This window comes from Micromonospora parva, from assembly GCF_000718515.1.
Lineage (GTDB): Bacteria > Actinomycetota > Actinomycetes > Mycobacteriales > Micromonosporaceae > Micromonospora > Micromonospora parva.
The window spans coordinates 43240-61626 of record NZ_JNZS01000021.1 but is presented as its reverse complement, the minus strand read 5'-3'; the positions used below and the strand labels follow the sequence as shown (position 1 = coordinate 61626).

The window sequence follows — 18387 nt, the reverse complement described above, 5'->3', positions numbered from 1 at the left end:
GTCACAGCGTGGCGGAGAGAGCCTTGACCGGCATCTTCAGCTCGTTGAGCAGCTCCAGGTCGGCAGTGGCCGGTCGACCCAGCGTGGTCAGGTAGTTGCCGACGATCACCGCGTTGATGCCGCCGAGCAGACCGTCGCGGGTGCCGAGGTCGCCGAGGGTGATCTCACGACCACCGGCGTACCGCAGGATGGTGCGCGGCATGGCCAACCGGAACGCGGCGATGGCCCGCAGCGCGTCCTTGCCCTCGACCACCGGGCGGTCACCCAGTGGGGTGCCGGGGCGCGGGTTGAGGAAGTTGAGCGGCACCTCGTGCGGGTCCAACTCGGCGAGCTGCGCGGCGAACTCAGCCCGCTGCTCGACGGTCTCGCCGAGGCCGAGGATGCCGCCGCAGCACACCTCCATGCCGGAGTCGCGAACCATCCGCAGCGTCTCCCAGCGCTCCTCCCACGAGTGGGTGGTGACCACGTTGGGGAAGTACGACCGGCAGGTCTCCAGGTTGTGGTTGTACCGGTGCACACCCATGTCGACCAGGTCGTCGACCTGCTCCTTGGTGAGCATGCCCAGCGACGCGGCGACCTGGATGTCGACCGCCGCCTTGATGGCGGCGACACCCTCGCGCATCTGCTTCATGAGCCGGGCGTCCGGACCACGGACAGCGGCGACGATGCAGAACTCGGTAGCCCCGGTCGCGGCGGTCTGCTTCGCCGCCTCGACCAGCGACGGAATGTCCAGCCAGACCGAGCGCACCGGTGAGGTGAACAGGCCTGACTGCGAGCAGAAGTGGCAGTCTTCCGGGCAGCCGCCGGTCTTGAGCGAAACGATTCCCTCGACCTCGACCTCCGGGCCGCACCAGCGCATCCGCACCTCGTGGGCGAGCTGGAGGGCGGCGGGCAGGTGCTCGTCGGGCAGGTTCAACACGGCGAGGACGCCGGCCTGATCGAGGCCGACACCGTCACCCAGGACCTGGGTCCGGGCCTGGTCGAGGATCTCTGGCATGGCTCGTACCCTACTAGGCCTGTGCCAAAGCCCTCGGTCGCTGCCGGGGCCCGTCGCAGGCCTCGGCTCTCCGATCAGCCGGAATGACCTGGCAGCCCGGTCGGCACCGCACACCGAGTGGAATCGCCGGGCCGGTGGCGGCGGGTGGTAATTTCGCCCGGCGGGTGTCGGGCTGACCGGCAGGCAAGCGGGGGAGGGTGACGGTGGCGGACTGGCTCGCGGCGCTCGACCGCCGCGCCGAGCTGCGGGCGAAGGCCGGGCTCACCCGGCGGCTGCGCCCGCGTCCGGCCGACGACCAGATGACCGATCTGGCCGGCAACGACTATCTCGGCCTGGCCACCCACCCGGAGGTCACCGCCGCGGCCACGGCGGCACTCTCGGCGTACGGGCTGGGGGCGACCGGGTCGCGCCTGGTGCGGGGCTCCACCGACGCGCACCGGGCGCTGGAGGAGGACCTGGCCCGCTGGCTGGGCACCGACAGCGCCCTGGTCTTCTCCTCCGGCTACCTGGCCAACCTCGGTGCGCTGCGGGCGCTCGTCCAACCTCGGACGCTGCTCGTCTCCGACGCGCACAACCACGCGTCGCTGATCGACGGTTGCCGGCTCTCCGGCGCCGAGACGGTGGTTACCCCGCACGCCGACGTGGACGCGGTCGCCGCCGCGCTCGCGTCCGCTCCCGGTCGTCCGGCGGTGGTGGTGACCGAGTCGATCTTCTCGGTCGACGGGGACCTCGCCCCACTGGCTCGGCTGCACTCCGTGGCCCGCCGGGACGGCGCGTTGCTGCTGGTCGACGACGCGCACGCGCTCGGCCTCACCGGCCCGGCCGGAGCGGGCGCGGTCGCGGCCAGCGGGCTGGCCGGCGAGCCGGACGTGGTGGTCACCGCCACCCTGTCGAAGGCGCTCGGTGGCGCGGGTGGTGTCGTCGCCGGCCCGGCCGAGTTCGTCCGGCACCTGATCGAGACCGGGCGCACGTTCATCTTCGACACGGCACTGCCGCCGGCGGTCGCCGCCGGTGTGCACGCCGCGTTGCGGCTCGCCCAGGCCAGTGACGACCTGCGCGCCGAGTTGTCCGACCGGGTGGCGCTCGCGGTCGGTCGCCTGCGGGCGGCCGGGCTGACCGTCTCCGCCCCGGACGCGGCGGTGATCTCGGTGACCGCCCCCGGGCCGGAGGCGGCGACCGACTGGGCGGCCGACTGCCGGGACCGGGGCGTCGCGGTGGGTTGTTTCCGGCCGCCGTCCACTCCGGACAGCCGTTCCCGCCTGCGCCTCACTGTCAGCGCGGGGGTGCCGCGCGCGGCGTTCGAGCGGGCGCTGGACGTCATTGTGGACAGTGCACCGTGAGCGCGAGGAGTGAGCCGGGTTTGCGAGCCCCGCAGTCGCGAACAGGGGTGGTCCGGTGAGCGCGAGGAGTGAGCCGGGTTTGCGAGCCCCGCAGTCGCGAACTGAGGTGTCGCCGTGAGCGGGTGGGCGGGGCCGGTTCTGGTGACCGGGACGGACACCGAGGTCGGCAAGACGGTGGTGACCGCGGCGATCGCGGCCGCCGCGCAGGCGGCCGGGTTGCGGGTGGCGGTGATCAAACCGGGTCAGACCGGTACGGCCGGTGGTGAGCCCGGTGACGTGGACTCGGTCAACCGGTTGGCTGCGCCGTTGACCGGTCGGACGTTGGCGAGTTATCCGGATCCGCTGGCACCGTTGGCTGCCGCGCGGGTTGCCGACCTGCCGCCGCTGGAGTTGTACACGGCGGTGGACGCGGTGCGTGCGGAGGCGGACAAGCACGACCTGGTGTTGGTCGAGGGCGCGGGTGGGTTGCTGGTGCCGATGGGGCTGCGGCCGTCGGGTGAGCCGTGGACGATGGCGGACCTGGCGGTGTCGCTCGGCGCGCCGGCGGTGGTGGTCGCCCGCGCCGGGTTGGGCACGCTCAACCACACCGCGTTGACGCTGGAGGCGCTGGACCGTCGGGCGGTGCCGGCCGGCGTGGTGATCGGTGCCTGGCCGACCAGGCCGGAGCTGGTGCACTGGACGAATCTCACCGACATGGTGCCGAACCTGCTCGGCGCGCTGCCCGACGGCGCGGGGGCGATGGATCCGGGTGTGTTCCGGCGGTCCGCGCCGGGTTGGCTCACCCCGGCCCTGCACGGCGTGCTCGACGACTGGCGGGTCTGGGCCGAGGAGAGCAGCTGAACACCTGACCGTCGGTGTCCGGGCGGGCCGGGGCTCCGCCCCGGTTGCGGGGCGTGGTCGGCCCGCAACCGGGGATGCCGGACGTCAGAGCGCAGAGGGCTCCGGACGTCGGAGCGCGGCGGCAGTGGTCACGCGGCGGACAGGAACCGGTTGACCTCGCCGGCGAACTCGTGCGGGTACTGGAAGAGGAACCCGTGGTTGGCGTCCGGGTAGATGATCAGCTCGGCGTTCGGCAGGTGCCCGGCGAGCAGGTACGAGTTGGCGGTGGGCACCAGGATGTCGTGGTTGCCGTTCGCCACCAGGGTGGGCTGCTGGATCGCGGCCAGCCGGTCGAGCAGGGCGGCGCTGGGGATGCCCCAGTCGGCGATGGCCTCGGCCTGCGCGTCCCGTACGGCGAGTGTCGTGGGGGCGTCGCGGTCCTCCTGGCGGGTGAAGATGCGCCCGACGTACTCCATGCCCTTGGCCCGGCTCTCCTCGGTCGGGGCGAAGAAGAGGTAGAGCAGGTCCTCGGCGTCCTGTGCCTCCCGGTAGGCGTGTCCGCGGGTCTCTTCGGACCAGGCGTGGAAGCCACGTCCACCCTGCGGCCCGGTGCCGGCGAGGATGAGCCGACGTACCAGGTAGGGGCGCTGCAGGACGACGCTCTGTGCGACGAATCCGCCCAGTGAGAAGCCGAACAGGTCCACGGTGGTCAACGCGAGCGCGTCGATGAACGCGATGGCGTCCCGGGCGAACTCCCGTACGGTCGTGGGCACCTGCCCGGTCGATCCGCCGACCCCGCTGGCGTCGAAGAGGATGACCTCGCGCTCGGCGGCGATGTCGTCCACCAGTGCCGGGTCCCAGATGTCGATGTTGCCCCGGAAGCACTGCAGGAAGACCACCGGCGTGCCGCCTGCCCTGCCGAATCGCCGGTATGTGTAGGTCGTCCCGCTGTCGGCCTGCACGGTCTGGTTGGGCGCGGTGAGCATTGACATGGTCCTTCTCCCGTTCGGGTCTGATCCAGCTGAGGTCGGTGGTCGCCAGGTTCGGCGCTTTCCGGGGCGCTCGCCATCCGGCGGACCCCGACCGGTTCTTTAGATGACGGACATAATCTATCACCGCCAGTAAGATTGGCTACGTAATCTCAATCTCAGCTGTGCGGGCGATGCGGCAGGTGACCAGCGCAGGCGGCCATCGAGGGGTGGCACGCAGGGGGTGTGCGAAGCGGCGGGGGCGCGCGGCAACCGAGCCTCGGGGCGGTGGTCGCCGGCCGGGCTCTGGATCGAGCGGGGTTGAGCTACCGCGTGAGGGCGTCGCGGACGACGTCGAGGATCTCGTCCGACAGTGGTGTCCCACTCGTCGCCCGGGCCAGGGTGAGTGCCCCGACCATCGACGTCAGATCGACGATCGCCCGGCGGTGGGCCTCCTCGCCCTCCGCGTCCTGGTACTCGGCAACCTGGCCGAGAATGGACTCCAGCCCGGCCACGTACGCCTTCCGCAGCGGGCCTTCGGCCGGCCCTCGGGCGGCGTCCGAGGCCAGCGCCGTGATGGAGCACCCGTCGCCCGGCGAGTCGCGGTGGGTGGCGGCGAGGTACTGGGCGAGGAGTTCGGCGCGGGCCTCCGTCCGGTCCGGGAACTCGCCGAGGAGCTTGTCCAGCAAGCTCTGGATCTCGTGGTGCGCGGTCCCGGTGGCGATGCCCACCAGCTCTTCCTTGGAGCTGAAGTGCTTGTAGAAGCCGCCGTGGGTGAGCCCTGCCGCCGCCATGAGGTCCTGCACGCTCACCCCGGCCGCGCCGCGCTCCCGCAGCAGCCGGGACGTCGCGGCCACCACCTCTTCGCGATGCTTCGCCGCGTCGGCACGTGACGATCTACCCATCGAGCGTCTCCTTCCGTGCTGTCCGTCGGGCGAACCCGCACCGTTTAGATTAGCTCGCTCATCCAAAGGTGGGTCGACGACTGGCAGGTCGCGGCCGGGGAGAGCTGCCGAACACCTGACTTTCGTCGGTGTCCGGGCCTGGTGCGCGTGGGTAGCCTGGCCGCCGTGCGGATCCTCCACTCCGCGCCGCCGGGTTGGCCGCACCGGCGGCGTCGCCTGCTGCTGGACGTGCTGCTCTGGGCGGTGGTGGCCGCCCCGGTCGGCTACGCCGGGATCAGCCCGCCCTATTCGCGGTACGCGTTGCCGCTGCTGGTCGGCAACCTGCTGGTGCTCACCGCGGCGGTGGTGGCGAGTCGACGTCAGCCGTTGGTCTCCCTGGTGCTGGTGGTGCTCGGGTCGTTGGTCGACGGCAACTTCCTGTTCGCCATTCCGGTCTTCAGCTATCTCGCGGGGCGGCGCAGCGCCACCGCCGGTCCGTCGATCATGGTCTTCGTACTGATCACGGCCGGTGGCACGGTGCTCAACCTGGGACTGCTCGGTGCCGGCGCGGCCACCTGGTTCCTGCTCGCCTCGGTGCTGCTCTTCGCCGCCGTGTTCCCCTGGCTGGTGGGCCGGTACCGCCGCCAGCAGCAGGAGCTCGCGGAGGCGGGTCGCCGGCACGTCGACGCGCTGACCCGCGAGCAGCGCGGTGCCGCCGAGCGGATCCGGCTGCGGGAACGGGCTCGGATCGCCGGGGAGATGCACGACTCGCTCGGTCACGACCTCAGCCTGATCGCGTTGCGCGCCGCCGCCCTGGAGGTCGCCGCCGACCTGGACGACAAGCACCGGACCGCGGCGAGCGAGTTGCGGGCCAGCGTCTCCGCGGCCACCGAGCGACTGCACGAGATCATCGGCGTGCTCCGCGAGGAGGGTGGCGCGTCGCTGCGTCCGAGTGGGGAGACCGTCGCCGACCTGGTCGAGGGTGCCCGGGAGGCCGGCATGGCGGTACGGCTGGACGCCGCCCCGGCGGTGGCGCAGCTGCCGGCGATGACCGGTCACGCGGCGCACCGGATCGTCCGTGAGGCGCTGACCAACGCGGCCCGGTACGCGCCCGGCGCGCCGGTCGACGTACGCCTCACCCGCGACGGTGACCGGGTCGAGGTGACAGTGGTCAACGACGCCCCGGCGGCCGGCCCGCTGCCCGCCCCGCCGTCGCAGGGCAGTGGGCTGCTCGCCCTCGCCGAGCGGGTCCGTCTCGCCGGCGGGACGCTTGCGGCCGGCCACCGGGCCGAGGGTGGTTTCGCGGTACGGGCGGTGCTGCCGGCCACCGCGCCGACGCCGGAGGCGATCGGGTCGGCCGTGGAGGTCGGGCCGACGGCGTCCTCCGACGAGCGACAGGGTCCGGCGGAGGGGCCGGTGGACGCCGAGCGGCGGCTGCACGACGCCCGGCGGCGGGTCCGGCGCAGTCTGCTGGTGGCCCTCGTCGCACCGGTCGGGTTCGCCCTGGTGCTCTCGCTCGTCTACTACCCGGTGGCGACCGCCGGCACGGTGCTGGACCGGGCCACCTTCGACCAGCTGCGCGTCGGCGCGCCCCGGTCGGAGCTGGTCGGGCTGCCCCGGCGGCAGTTGGAACGCCCCGCCGCCGCCGACCGGGCCGGCTGCGAGTACTACACCGACGGCAACTTCCCCCTCGCGGAGCCCACCTGGCGACTCTGCTTCACCGATGACCGGCTGGTCAGCAAGGAGTGGATCGCGTAGTGGACACCGACACGACGGGGGCGCCGCCGATCCGGGTCGTGCTGGCCGACGACGAGGCGATGATCCGGGCCGGTGTCCGGGCCATTCTCGCGAGTGACCCGGGCATCGAGGTGGTCGCCGAGGCCGGTGACGGGCACGCGGCGGTGGAGCTGGTCCGGGCCCACCGACCCCGGGTCGCGCTGTTGGACATCCGGATGCCGCGACTGGACGGGTTGGCCGCCGCCGCCGAGATCCGCCGGGTCGTGCCGGACACGTCGACGATCATGCTGACCACGTTCGGCGAGGACGACCACGTGGCACGGGCGCTCGGGCACGGTGCCAGCGGGTTCCTGCTCAAGGCCGGCGACCCGCGTGAGCTGATCGCCGGTGTGCACGCCGTCGCCGACGGCGGGGCGTACCTGTCGCCGGCCGTGGCCCGCCGGGTGATCGAGCTGGGGGCCGGTCGGTTGGCCCGCCGGCCGGCGGCCCGGGACCGTACGGCCGGGCTGACCGAGCGGGAACGGGAGGTGCTGGCCCTGGTCGGGGCGGGCCTGTCCAACGCCGAGATCGCCCGCCGGCTGCACCTCGTGGAGGGCACCGTGAAGAGCTACCTGACCAGCATCTTCACCCGACTGGATGTGCGCAACCGGGTGCAGGCGGCGATCCTCGCGTACGAGGCGGGGTTGGTCGACGGCTGAGCGGGGGCCGGTCGGCCCCCGCTCAGCGCGCGGGTCTCAGGCGTCGCGACGGCGCAGCGCGGCCCGGCCCAGCAGCAGCGCGGCGCCGGCCCACCCGGCGAGCACGAGCAGCCCCACCACTGGCGGGTACGGCTCGGTGTCGCCGGCCAGGAAGTGCCCGCCGGCCACCCCGGGGAACCCGTCGGCGATCCGGTTGAGCACGTCGATGTCCGGCTGCTGCAGCGACAGCGGCACGATCATCAGGGTGGCGAGGAGCACGGTGAGGGTGAGCACCGCACTGCGCAGTGCCGCGCCGAGGCCCAGGGCGAGGACGCCGACGAGCGCCAGGTAGGCCGCCACCGCCACGATGTCGCCGATCGTGTCGGCGGCCGGGGCGCTGCCCCACTCGCCGAGCACCGGCCGGGCGACCAGCGCGCCGACGCCGCCGAGCAGCAGCCCGAGCGCGAAGGTGACGGCGCCGGCGACAGCGGCCTTGGCCAGCAGTACCCGACCGCGGGACGGGGTGCACTGCAACGTCGTCCGGATGGTGCCACTGGTGAACTCCGCGGTGATCGCGAGCAGACCCAGCGCCAGCACCACGTACTGGGTCAGCTCGACCGAGTCGATCAGCACGCTGCCGACGGTGACGATCCCCCGGTCGTCGGTCGGGTCGTCGTTGGTGTTGTCGTTCGCGGCGTAGATGGCCAGTTGCCCGGCGCTGGCCGCCATCACCAGCAGCCCGGCCAGCGCGGTCCACCAGGTGCTTCGGACGGAGGAGAGCTTGGTCCACTCGGACGCCACGACGCCGTGTCGGCTGAGGGTGCTCATCGCGCCGCACCTCCGGCGTACTCGACGCTGTCGGCGGTCAGCTCCATGAACGCCTGCTCCAGCGACGCGGCCTGCGCGCTCAGCTCGTGCAGGCGTACGCCCAGCTCGTGGGCCAGGTCCCCGACCTGGTCCGCGGTGACGCCGGTGACGGTCAGCTCGTTGCGGTCGGCCGCCTCGACATCCGCCCCGGCGGCGCTGAGGCGCGCGGCGAGGGCGGCCAGCCCGTCCGGGTGCGGGCTGCGCACCCGGACCGCAACGGTGCCGCGGGCGATCACGTCGCCGATCGGCGCGTCGGCGAGCAGCCGTCCCCGGCCGATCACCACGAGTTGGTCGGCGGTGAGCTGCATCTCGCTCATCAGGTGGCTGGAGACGAAGACGGTGCGCCCCTCGTCGGCGAGTGACCGCATCAGGTGCCGCACCCAGCGCACCCCGTCCGGGTCGAGGCCGTTCACCGGCTCGTCGAACATCAGCACCGGCGGGTCGCCGAGCAGCGCGCCGGCGATGCCGAGCCGTTGCCCCATGCCGAGGGAGAGCGTCCGACCCGGCTTGCCGGCGGCCCGTCCGTCCAGCCCGACGGTGTCCAACACCTCGTCGACCCGGCGGATCGGGATGCCGTTGCTGTGCGCCATGGCCCGCAGGTGCGCCCGGCCGGACCGGGCCGGGTGGATGGCCCGGGCGTCGAGCAGCGCGCCCACCTCGTGCAGCGGCCGGCGCAACTCCCGGTACGCGCGCCCGCCGACCAGGGCCTGCCCGGCGGTGGGACGGTCCAGCCCGAGGACCATCCGCATGGTGGTGGACTTGCCGGCGCCGTTGGGGCCGAGGAAGCCGGTGACCCGGCCGGGCGCGATGTCGACGGTCAGCGCGTCGACAGCGACCGTCGACCCGAACCGTTTCGTCAACCCACGTAATGTGATCATGCGCTGACGCTAGGCGAGCGGGCTGCCGCCGCACCGCGCCCGAACGGCACCACCCACCCCCGACTTTCGTCAGGTCGTCGGCGGGCTGATCACCGTACGTACTGCTCCAGCAGCGCCGGGGTGAGCCCGGCCCGGTGGATCGCCTTCAACGCCGCGAGCAGGTCGTCCATCAGCGCCGGCCGGAAGTGCATCAGCAGCACGTCGCCGGGTTGGACCACCTTCTCCGGGGTCTGGTAGCGCACCTTTCCCTCGTGGACGGTCTCGGTCCAGTGGAAGACGGCCTTCGCGCCGCAGTCGTGCGCGGCCTTCAGCGTGGTGCTGTCATGCTCGCCGAACGGTGGCCGGAACAGGGTGGGCCGCTTGCCGAACAGCCCCTCCAGCCGGTCGGCGGCACCGCAGATCTCCTGCCGCTGGTAGTCGTACGACCGGCCGGCCAGCGAGTTGTGCGCGATGGTGTGGTTCTCCACCACCCCGCCCACCGCCTCGATCTGCCGGAAGTAGTCGGTGTGCTCGGCCGCCGCCGGTGAGTTGAGGAACATGGTGACCGGGATGCGCGCCTCCCAGATGAAGTCGATCACCTCGGGCGGGCGGGCCAACCCACCGTCGTCGATGGTGATGAAGGCGACCTTCTGGTCGGTCGGCAGACGGTGCCAGAACGGGGCCGAACCGGTCGCCGGCAGCGGCACCGGCTGCGGCAGCGGCGCCTCGGGAAAGGTCGGCACCTGGGACACGTACCAGGCCAGGCTCTTGAACGCGGGTGTCGCCGTCACCGACGGCGACACCGACGGGGTCGCGGCGGACGCGGACGCTGTCGCCTCGGCGGCGGTGACCTGCCGGGCGTGGGCCGGGTGGCCGGGGCCGACCGCGCAGCCGGTCAACGCCAGCAGGGCCAGAAGCGTTACGACAGCAGGGATCCGACGGGTGGGGGTGGCTGACACGCCCGGAAACATACCGAGCTGGTGTCAGGATCCGGTCAGCCCGGTGACAGTGCCGCGGCGGCGGACCACGAACGCGTCCGGCATCCGGAAGGTGAGATTGTCCGGGCACCAGGGCGGACGCAGCACCGTCACCCCGTCCAGCAGCGGCGCCGCCTCGGCCACCACCACCGCCGCCTCCATCCGCGCCAGCACGTCCCCGACGCAGCGGTGCGCGCCCGCCCCGAACGCCAGGTGCCGGCGTGACCCCCGCTGGCCCGGACGGAATTCGTCGGGCGACTCCACCACCGCCGGGTCCCGACCGGCGCGGCCCAGCCACAACACCAGGCTGCTGCCCGCCGGCACCACCGTCGCGCCCAGCGTGCTCTCCGTAGCGGCCACCCGTCGCCAGGTGACGATCGGTGGTTCCAGCCGCAGGCCCTCCTCCACCACGTCGGCCACCGCCACCGCACCGGTGCGCAGCCCGGCCCGTACCGCGGGCTCGCCGGCCAGCCGGTGCAGCAGCAGGGTGAGGAACTGCGAGGTGGTCTCCTGCCCGGCGACCAACAGGAAGAACAGCGCGCCGACCACCACGTCCGGCGGGTGCCCGGCCGCGCGCAGCTCGGCGGCCAAACCGCCACCGACGGCCGCGAAGTCCCGCAGTACGTGGTGGAACCGGCCCACCTCTTCGGCGAGCGCCACCTGCCGGTCGGCGTCCAGCGGTGCCCAGAACAACTCCAGCGCGGCGCGGGCGAACTCCTTGACCGCCGCCACCGGCGCGTCCGGCAACTCGACCAGCCGGGCCAGCACCAGCAGCGGCAGGTCGGCGGCCAGGTCCGCGTACAGGTCGACCGGCGCGCCGGCGTCGAGCGCGGCGCCGATCCGGGCGACCCGGTCCCGGACCAGCGTGGTCAGCCACTGCCGCTGCGCGGCGACCCGGGTGGGATGCAACGCCGCCGCGACGATCGCCCGGATCTGCGGGTGGCTGACGCCCGAGTTGTTCGCCAGGGTCGGCGGCAGCCGGAACCGGTGCCCGGCGAGCACCCGCAGCGCGGTCACCGGCATCGGCGTCACCGCGTCCAGGGCGTTGTCCGGCCGGTAGGTGACCGGGTCGGCGAGGACCTGGCGGACCAGCGCGTGCCGGGTCACGACCAGGTGGGTGCCGCCGACGTGGTCCGGCACCCGGGCCACGTCCGGCCATGCGGCGTCGGCCACCTGCGCCCAGCTGCGGAACAGCACCCGGACACGCTAGCCGGAGGCCCCCGGCAGCCCGGTCCGCAGCCGCCAGACGGTGGTGCGCTTCACCCGCACGCTCTCCAACGCCTCCGGCACCGGCACGTCGTACGCGGCCAGCTCGTCGAACCGGTCCCGGGGCAGGAACGCCCGGCCGGGGTCACCGACCAGCGCCGGCGCGCCGGCCCGCGCGGCGCGCAGCAGGAACCGCAGCACCCGACGGGCCATCGCCTCGCTGTAGAAGACGTCACCGGCGAGCACCACCTCGGCGTCCCCGGCGTCGCCGTCGAGGATGTCGCCGAACTCGGCGTCGACGCGTACCCCGTTGGCCTCGGCGTTGAGGGCGACCGCCGCCACCGCCAGCTCGTCCACCTCCACCGCGCGCACCGACGCCGCGCCCGCGCGGGCGGCGGCGATGGCCACCAGGCCGGAGCCGGAGGCGAGGTCGAGCACCCGGCGGCCGGCGACCAGCTCCGGATGGTCGGTCAGGTAGCGGGCGAGGGCCTGCCCGCCGGCCCACGCGAACGCCCAGAACGGCGGCGGCCGGTCACTGGAGAACTCGCCCTCGGTCAGCTCCCACAGCCCGATCGGCTCATCCGCCTGGTGCAACAGCACCTCGGGCACGAAGGGGACCGGGGCCAGCCGCGCGTGCAGCCGGACGAAGGTGCTGGAGAGCTCGGACACCGCGTGATTCTCCCAGCGGCCCGACTGCCGGCGTGTCGCGGGGGAGTGGTGACCGGTTCACCACTGTCGGTGAAAACCCACCCCGTCCTTGCCGTCCGGTGCGAACACACCCGTCTGGTCCGGCCGTCGTCCCGCTTCTAGCGTTGCCAGGTGGAGGCGACCGAACGGAGGACGGCGGTGGTGACGGTGTGGCGGTACGCGCTGCGGGCAGGGGTGGTGCTGGCCTGTCTGAGCGGGGTGGAGCTGGCGGCGGCCGCCCCGGCACAGGCGGCCTTCACCACCGAGATGAGCGGCCTGCCGGGCCGGTTCACCGCCGGTGAGCAGGTGCGGACGATCTCCGCGGTGGTCTCCCAGACGGACCGGCGCGGCGGGTGCGCCAAGGTGCGCTGGTCGATGGTGCTCACCGTGCAGGGCCTCCGACTCGACCAGGTGAAGATGGACCGGGTGGAGGAGACCGGCGACTTTCCGCTGGAGATCCGTACCGAGGGTGACGTGGCCCGGTTGACCGACCGGCAGCTCGACCCGGGCACGCTCTGCCCGGGGCGCACGGTCACCGCCCGCTACCGGATGGCGTTTGACGAGGACGTCACCCAGGGGCGGGTCACCCTCGCCGCCGAGGCGTACGACGCCAACCTGCGCCTGCTGGCCCGGCAGACCGCCACCCGTTCGGTGGTGGGGGTGGGTGGCGTCCCGACCAGCAAGCCGAAGCCGACGAAGAGCCCGCCGGAGCCCACCGAATCCGCGAGCGCGCCGACCGACGACGAGAGCGCGGCAACGGAGGAGCCGGCCGCCGACTACCCGGCCGACGCCGTACCACCGTCGGCCGACCGCCCGGTGTCGCAGTCCAGCGCGTTCGGCGTGGTGCAGGTCGCGTTCCTGCTCGGCGGGCTGCTGCTCTTCCTCGGGGTGGGGCTGCTGCTGCGGTTGCGGCAGCTGACCCGGGCCGCCGCCGGGGAGACCGGCGACGCCGACGACCCCCCGGTGGACCGGCGCTGGGAGCGCCCGGCCGTCGCCGACCCCTGGCGCCGCGCGCACCGCTGATCGCGGCCGGCGTGGGAAGCCGTCCGGCGGTGTCTGGCCCCTGGCGCCGGGCGCACCGCTGATCGCGGCCGGCGTGGGGAGCCGTCCGGCGGTGTCTGGCCCCTGGCGCCGGGCGCACCGCTGATCGGAGGCAGTGGGGCCGGCGGAGTACCGCCGGCCCCACTGGGTCACTTCCAGAACGTCTGGAACGTCACTTCGAGAACGCCTGGAACTCGGCGATCCTGACCTGGCTCCGGGCCGGGCTGGCGGTCGCGCAGTCCGTCGTCGTGGCCGGGTCGTCGTCCTGCTCACCCGCGTAGTGCGGGCCACCGGTGCACTGGCTCGCCAGCACCTCGAGTCGCAGGTGGGTGGCGAGGGTGGTGGGTACCGCGAACGTCCGGAGGTTGATGTCCCGGCTGTACGCCCGGTACGCCCCACCGGGGAACGCGTCCGCCGCACTGGTGTAGATGCGCTGCCAGCGCGCCGGATCCGCGCAGTCGGTGGTCGTCGCGTTGCAGGCGGACACCGCGAACGAACGCAGCGCGGTGAGCGCGTTCTGCGCGCCGGTGTCGGCGTCGCCGGTGATCGCCGGGCGCAGCATCGCGCTGACGTTCACCCGCTTGACCGTCTGCGGGGTGCCGCCGGGCAGCGCTACGGTGAGCTGCCGGCCGGCGACCCCGTCCAGGGACGCCCAGTTCGTCGCCTCGGTGTCGTCGACGACCCGGTCCAGGTTGACCCCGTCACCGCTGATGGTGGCGCCGGACGCGGCGGAGGCGAGGTTGCGGCTCATCCGCAGGTCGACGTACCCGTCCTGGCCGGCCTTGGCGACCACGCTGAGCCGCTGGTGCCCGAAGCCGGGGGCCACGGCGAGCAGGTCGTAGGTGCCGGCCACCATCTCCACGGTGTCCGGGATCGGCGTCGCCGGGTCGGTGTCGGCCACCGGCACGGCCCGCGCCTCGTACGCCCCCACGTACACCCGGATCGGCGCGTCGGTGCTGTCTCCCCGTGGGCGCAGGGTGAGCGTCGCGTTGCCGCCGCGCGGCGAGGCGAAACTCGGCGTCGGGTCGGTGTCGCCGGCACCGTTGGTGGCGGCGTCGCGGCCCATCCCGGAGCGGGCGAACTCGGCCCAGATCAGGTCCTGGTTCGCGCCGCCGAAGCGGAGCAGGTCGGCGGTGAGCATGTTGTCCCGCATGTCGAGCATGCTGACCTGGCTGGCGGCCTGCAACAGGAACGAGTCGAAGACCAGCTGCGACCAGCGTCGGTTGCCCGGGCACTGATCCGCCGCGACCTTCCCCAGTGCGCAGTCGAGCTGCCGTTGCGGGGTGCCGAGGCCGTACCGTTTGACCAGGGCGGAGCGGACCCGGAAGTTGGTGGCGCCCCAGATCTCCCCGTCGGCGTGCACGGCCGGGCCGGCGGTGTTGTAACCGATGTCGGAGTAGTTGAGCGGGCTGCGGCTCAGGTCGTAGTTGCGGATGCCGCTGACCAGGTTGCCGGTGACGTAGCCACCGGTGATGAAGGGCGTCTCGCCGGGTGCGCGCAGCCCGTGCTGGAAGAGGTACTCGGCGGCGAGCAGGTCGCCCCACGACTCACCCATCGACCCGCCCTGGTGGCCGCTGATCCCGCTGTCCGGGCCGGCGATCATCCGGTTGGTGATCGCGTGGGTGTACTCGTGGCCGATCACCGTCATGTCGTAGTCGCCGTCCACGCACGGCGGGTACGGCCCGCCGGCCTGCGGCTGCCAGAGGTACATGTTGGTGGTCGGCGGCAGCCCGTCGCGCGGGGTGCCCTGGTTGGCGTTGTTCCGGTTGCCGCTCAACGCGCCCTGCTGGGCACGGCCCTGCTCGGCGTCACCGCCCAGCCCGGACGGGGTGAGGTTGACCGCCTGGAGGTTCCACGCCGACTCGGTGAAGCCCAGCTGGTACGACCAGTCGTGCATCCGGTTGTGCATGGCGAAGAGGTTGGCGATCGACGCGTCCGCGTCGTTGCGCTGGGCGGAGGTGAACACCTCCGGGTTGCACTTCGCCTGGTGCCACTGGTCGGTGAAGGGGTACTCGTAGCGGCGTTCCGGGCTGGTGGGGGCCGGCACGACCGGGGTGTTGGCGCCCCAGGACAGCACCGTGTTGGCCGAGTTGCCGCGCGAGGTGAAGGTCGGCGTGCCGGTGGCCGCGTCGACGTCCCACGGTTGGCCGGTGGCCGGGTCGCGCCAGGCGGCCTGGCAGCCGGGGGTCGGGTCGCCGCACCAGCGCACCCGGGGATCCTGCCCGGGGCCCAGGTCACGGGGCGGGGTGGCCGGGAAGACCGCCCAGCTCGGGTTGTCGGAGTCGTAGTCGACCAGGTCCTCGCGAACCAGCACCTGCCCGGTGCTGCCGTCCACGTAGCTGGTGAACGCGGCCGGATGCTCGGTGTCCGCCCCGATCATGGTCACCTCGTAGGCGGCCCGTGGCCCGTCCAGCGGGGTGGGCACTGCCACCTGGCGGATGGTGTGGCTGGCCACCGCGTCGGCGGTCAGCTTGGCGTCGGCGAGCGCGGCGGCGTACGCCTGCTCGGGTGTGCGGGTTGCCGGGGCCGGCGTGCCGGTGTCGCGGGCCAGCGAGGAGCTGACCGAGAGCACCGCGCCGTCGGCGACCGCGAGGGTGACCAGGCCGTCCGGCCCTGCGGGCAGGTCGCCGAAGCGTTGCCGGAGGGTGACGACGGTGCCGCTGCCGATCGGTCGGACCAGCACCCGTTCCATGCTGGCCACCGTGGCGGCGTCCATGCCGAACAGGTCCTGGTTGGCGGCCAGGTAGGCGCGGGCGGCGGCCTCCGGGTCGGCGGGCAGCCCGCTGGCCAGCGGGGTGCGGCCGGGGCCGAGCGCCTGTGGGGTGCCGAGCCGGTTCCACCGGACGTCGGGGTCGACGACGCGGGCCAGGCCGCGTTGGCGGGCGTCAGGTGCCGCCGTACCGGCGCGGTTGTCGGCGTCGGCGGGGGTGTGCCCCTCGGCGAACGGCCCGGACCGGCGCTCGGCGGATGTCGCGCCGCCGGTGGGGGCCGCGGTGCTCACGCCGGTGGGGAGCAGCGCGGCGACCGTCGCCGTCGTCGCCAGGATGGCGATGAGCCGGCGTCGACGCCGGCTCATCGGGGGTGACCACTCCGGTTGTGGCACGGGACCTCCTCGTGGGAGCGGGATGGCCGGCGAGCCGCCGACCACAGATGCGCGGTGACGCATGCGCATCTGTGGATATCAGTCTCCCGAGGTCACGGCAAGGTCCGCAGCCGCTGTCACACGAACAGATCGAGATTCGCTCAGGCGCTCGGCGCCCAGTCGGGGTCGCGGCCGAACGCGGCCAGCAGGTGGTCCTGCTCGTCGGCGTCGTCGGGCACCCGTACGCCGGTGTGCACCAGGTTGTTGCGCTGGTAGGCGTCGATCTGGCCGGCGAACCACCGGGCGGCGGCGTGCACCACGTCCGGGTCGAGCTGCGGCTGCGCGCCGATCGCCACCGCCACGTCCCAGCCGTGCACGAGGTGCTCGGCGAGGAGTTGCTGGAGGTATTCGGCGGCCGGTGTGTCGCCGCTGGAGAGGTGCACGGTGCGGTCGATCGTGCCGGGGTGGGTGGCGGCGATCTCGGCCTGCGCGGCGGCCTCCCGCGCGGTGGCGATCGGGTCGGCGCCGAGTTGGTCACCGTCGAGGCGGTCGCCGACCTCCTCGATGGTCCGCCCGGCGAGCAGTGGAACGCTCCACCGGTCCTCGGTCACCACGTGATTGACCAGCGTGCGGACGTCCCAGTCCGAACACGGTGTCGGGTCGGACCACTGGCCGGGCTGGATCTGGTCCACCCGGTCGATGAATTCGGCCAGGCTCCGGCGGTACGCCTCCAAGAGGTCCATGCCGCCGATTGTTCCGGTCGACGGGGCGGACTGAGTCCGTTTTGCCCGGCTCGGTGCGGGGACCGGTGCTCAGTCGAGGTCGGCCGGGTCCAGGCCGAGCTCTCGGGCGGTGACCAGCCGGACCCACTCGCCGAACTGGCGGCGGGAGATCACCCGGTCGTGCACGGCGAGTTGGACGGCGAGGCCGTCCATCACCGCGCTGATCCGCCACGCGGCCCCGTCGGCGTCGGCGCACTGGAAGGTGCCGTCGGCCACCCCGGCGGTGATCACCGCGGCCAGGTCCTGTCGCCAGCGCAGGTCGAGGCGGCGGGAGACCTTCTCCAACTCCGGGGTACGCAGGGATTCCGACCAGCCGTCGATCCACATGGACCAGGAGGTCGCCCTCCCGGCCGGGGTGTAGAGCTTGAGGATCCGGCGGAGCTTGGTCAGTGGCGGGGCGGAGGAGCGGGTCACCGCGTCCAGCCGGGCCAGGTCCTGTTCGACCGCGTACGCGAAGGCCTGCGCGAGCAGCCGCTCCTTGGTGGCGAAGTGGTAGAAAACCAACGCCTGACTCACGCCCGCGGCATTCGCCACGTCCGCTGTCCGGGTGTTGGCCAGACCGCGCTCCACGATCACGTCGCAGGCGGTGCGCAGCAGGGCATCCAGGCGGATCTCGGCCGCACGTCTCGTCACGACCGTTACCGTAGCCCATCCGACTGAACACGAACAGTTACCACCGCGCGCCGATCCACACCGTGGCAGTCGGAAGCCGGACACTTCTTTTGGGTGTCGTCGGTCGTTCCACGGAGAGTGTTCACCGAGGTCCGCTGCCCAGTGCCGGGGCGTCGAGACGTCGATGGTCAGGTATGCGACGCGATGGTGACGATCATTGCCGAGGAATGTCGGAGTGTGACGGTCGGTGCTGGATTCAGACACCAGGCCAGCCACCTAGGAAGCCTGCCGCAGGTGACTCCGCTCCAGCCCCGGCCACCCGGGACGCGCCGAGGCGACCCCGAGTTGGCAGTCAAACACCTACTCGGCTAAAGTTCTCATCCGTCACCCGGGAACGTCCGGGGGCGTGCGGACGTAGCGCAGCTGGTAGCGCATCACCTTGCCAAGGTGAGGGTCGCGGGTTCGAATCCCGTCGTCCGCTCGGAGCTGCCGCCACGTATGACGGGGGCAACCTCGGTGGGGTGGCCGAGAGGCGAGGCAACGGCCTGCAAAGCCGTGTACGCGGGTTCAAATCCCGTCCCCACCTCGGCAACAAGCACGGGCGATTGGCGCAGTGGGAGCGCGCTTCCTTGACACGGAAGAGGTCACTGGTTCAAACCCAGTATCGCCCACCAGAGGAGAAAGGCTCGTCACCGGAAGACCCGGTGACGAGCCTTTTCGCTTGTGGTGCTCCTGACGTGGGAGTGACGCGGAGCCCTGGCCCTTCAAAAAGTAGGTGTGGGCACCGCTGGGGGCATGTTGTTGTCCGGCCCTCTTTCGCGGTCGGAAGTGCTCCCGCTTACTGGGTGTGCGGC

At 72.8% G+C, this 18387-nt stretch carries 16 protein-coding genes and 3 tRNA genes; 8 read left to right on the top strand and 11 right to left on the bottom strand.

Annotated features, from left to right (window positions below):
• Position 1 precedes the first annotated feature (1 nt).
• A complete protein-coding gene (bioB, locus tag IF22_RS0125240; RefSeq protein ID WP_030336132.1) occupies positions 2-997 on the bottom strand; it encodes a biotin synthase BioB in 996 nt (331 codons plus the stop codon).
• 203 nt (positions 998-1200) lie between these two features.
• On the opposite strand from bioB, the gene IF22_RS0125235 reads away from it, so the two are divergent.
• Positions 1201-2337, top strand: a complete 1137-nt coding sequence (locus tag IF22_RS0125235; RefSeq protein WP_030336130.1) for an 8-amino-7-oxononanoate synthase — start codon at positions 1201-1203, stop codon at positions 2335-2337.
• A 114-nt stretch (positions 2338-2451) separates the two neighbouring features.
• Positions 2452-3177, top strand: coding sequence for a dethiobiotin synthase (gene bioD / locus IF22_RS0125230; RefSeq protein WP_030336129.1), 726 nt, complete (start codon positions 2452-2454; stop codon positions 3175-3177).
• A gap of 128 nt (positions 3178-3305) precedes the next feature.
• On the opposite strand, the gene IF22_RS0125225 is transcribed toward bioD, so the two are convergent.
• Both IF22_RS0125225 and IF22_RS0125220 read right to left on the bottom strand, forming a co-directional pair.
• On the bottom strand, positions 3306-4148 hold the full coding sequence (locus IF22_RS0125225) for an alpha/beta fold hydrolase (RefSeq protein WP_030336127.1): 843 nt from the start codon (positions 4146-4148) through the stop codon (positions 3306-3308).
• A 302-nt stretch (positions 4149-4450) separates the two neighbouring features.
• Positions 4451-5029 (bottom strand): TetR/AcrR family transcriptional regulator, encoded by a 579-nt coding sequence (locus IF22_RS0125220; RefSeq protein ID WP_030336126.1) that lies wholly within the window; start codon positions 5027-5029, stop codon positions 4451-4453.
• A 165-nt stretch (positions 5030-5194) separates the two neighbouring features.
• Between IF22_RS0125220 and IF22_RS36235 the strand changes: the two genes are divergently transcribed.
• Together IF22_RS36235 and IF22_RS0125210 are read left to right on the top strand one after the other, a co-directional pair.
• Positions 5195-6766: a sensor histidine kinase gene (locus tag IF22_RS36235; RefSeq protein WP_280940614.1), complete on the top strand. Its 1572-nt coding sequence runs from the start codon at positions 5195-5197 to the stop codon at positions 6764-6766.
• Between the two features lie 59 nt (positions 6767-6825).
• Positions 6826-7443, top strand: coding sequence for a response regulator (locus tag IF22_RS0125210; protein WP_030336123.1), 618 nt, complete (start codon positions 6826-6828; stop codon positions 7441-7443).
• Between the two features lie 36 nt (positions 7444-7479).
• On the opposite strand, the gene IF22_RS0125205 is transcribed toward IF22_RS0125210, so the two are convergent.
• From IF22_RS0125205 to IF22_RS0125185, 5 genes are all read right to left on the bottom strand, one after another.
• A complete protein-coding gene (locus IF22_RS0125205; protein WP_030336121.1) occupies positions 7480-8250 on the bottom strand; it encodes an ABC transporter permease subunit in 771 nt (256 codons plus the stop codon).
• Positions 8247-9167 carry an ABC transporter ATP-binding protein gene (locus IF22_RS0125200; protein WP_030336119.1) on the bottom strand — a complete coding sequence of 307 codons (921 nt, stop codon included), beginning with the start codon at positions 9165-9167 and terminating at the stop codon, positions 8247-8249. Before IF22_RS0125200 ends, IF22_RS0125205 begins: the two co-directional genes overlap by 4 nt.
• 89 nt (positions 9168-9256) lie before the next feature.
• Positions 9257-10105, bottom strand: a complete 849-nt coding sequence (locus IF22_RS0125195; RefSeq protein ID WP_245233730.1) for a polysaccharide deacetylase family protein — start codon at positions 10103-10105, stop codon at positions 9257-9259.
• A 24-nt stretch (positions 10106-10129) separates the two neighbouring features.
• Positions 10130-11320 (bottom strand): cytochrome P450, encoded by a 1191-nt coding sequence (locus IF22_RS0125190; protein WP_030336116.1) that lies wholly within the window; start codon positions 11318-11320, stop codon positions 10130-10132.
• Positions 11321-11329: 9 nt separating this feature from the next.
• Positions 11330-11998 carry a class I SAM-dependent methyltransferase gene (locus IF22_RS0125185; protein WP_030336114.1) on the bottom strand — a complete coding sequence of 223 codons (669 nt, stop codon included), beginning with the start codon at positions 11996-11998 and terminating at the stop codon, positions 11330-11332.
• 150 nt (positions 11999-12148) lie between these two features.
• On the opposite strand from IF22_RS0125185, the gene IF22_RS0125180 reads away from it, so the two are divergent.
• Positions 12149-13039 (top strand): hypothetical protein, encoded by an 891-nt coding sequence (locus IF22_RS0125180; RefSeq protein WP_245233729.1) that lies wholly within the window; start codon positions 12149-12151, stop codon positions 13037-13039.
• A gap of 190 nt (positions 13040-13229) precedes the next feature.
• Here IF22_RS0125180 and IF22_RS0125175 read toward each other — a convergent pair whose 3' ends face one another.
• The 3 genes from IF22_RS0125175 to IF22_RS0125165 all read right to left on the bottom strand — a co-directional run bounded on the left by IF22_RS0125175 (position 13230) and on the right by IF22_RS0125165 (position 17554).
• Positions 13230-16160: a M36 family metallopeptidase gene (locus tag IF22_RS0125175; protein WP_209444601.1), complete on the bottom strand. Its 2931-nt coding sequence runs from the start codon at positions 16158-16160 to the stop codon at positions 13230-13232.
• Positions 16161-16300: 140 nt separating this feature from the next.
• Positions 16301-16882 carry a TIGR03086 family metal-binding protein gene (locus IF22_RS0125170; protein ID WP_030336109.1) on the bottom strand — a complete coding sequence of 194 codons (582 nt, stop codon included), beginning with the start codon at positions 16880-16882 and terminating at the stop codon, positions 16301-16303.
• Between the two features lie 69 nt (positions 16883-16951).
• Positions 16952-17554 carry a TetR/AcrR family transcriptional regulator gene (locus IF22_RS0125165; protein WP_030336107.1) on the bottom strand — a complete coding sequence of 201 codons (603 nt, stop codon included), beginning with the start codon at positions 17552-17554 and terminating at the stop codon, positions 16952-16954.
• 387 nt (positions 17555-17941) lie between these two features.
• Between IF22_RS0125165 and IF22_RS0125160 the strand changes: the two genes are divergently transcribed.
• The 3 genes from IF22_RS0125160 to IF22_RS0125150 all read left to right on the top strand — a co-directional run bounded on the left by IF22_RS0125160 (position 17942) and on the right by IF22_RS0125150 (position 18207).
• Positions 17942-18014 (top strand) — tRNA-Gly (locus IF22_RS0125160).
• Between the two features lie 34 nt (positions 18015-18048).
• Positions 18049-18119, top strand: a tRNA-Cys gene (locus tag IF22_RS0125155).
• A 13-nt stretch (positions 18120-18132) separates the two neighbouring features.
• Positions 18133-18207, top strand: a tRNA-Val gene (locus IF22_RS0125150).
• Positions 18208-18387 lie beyond the last annotated feature (180 nt).

Coding starts and splice junctions, on each gene's coding strand:
- bioB (WP_030336132.1), bottom strand. CDS start 997: ATGCCAGAGATCCTCGACCAGGCCCGGACCCAGGTCCTGGGTGACGGT.
- IF22_RS0125225 (WP_030336127.1), bottom strand. CDS start 4,148: ATGTCAATGCTCACCGCGCCCAACCAGACCGTGCAGGCCGACAGCGGG.
- IF22_RS0125220 (WP_030336126.1), bottom strand. CDS start 5,029: ATGGGTAGATCGTCACGTGCCGACGCGGCGAAGCATCGCGAAGAGGTG.
- IF22_RS0125210 (WP_030336123.1), top strand. CDS start 6,826: ATGATCCGGGCCGGTGTCCGGGCCATTCTCGCGAGTGACCCGGGCATC.
- IF22_RS0125205 (WP_030336121.1), bottom strand. CDS start 8,250: ATGAGCACCCTCAGCCGACACGGCGTCGTGGCGTCCGAGTGGACCAAG.
- IF22_RS0125200 (WP_030336119.1), bottom strand. CDS start 9,167: ATGATCACATTACGTGGGTTGACGAAACGGTTCGGGTCGACGGTCGCT.
- IF22_RS0125170 (WP_030336109.1), bottom strand. CDS start 16,882: ATGGACCTCTTGGAGGCGTACCGCCGGAGCCTGGCCGAATTCATCGAC.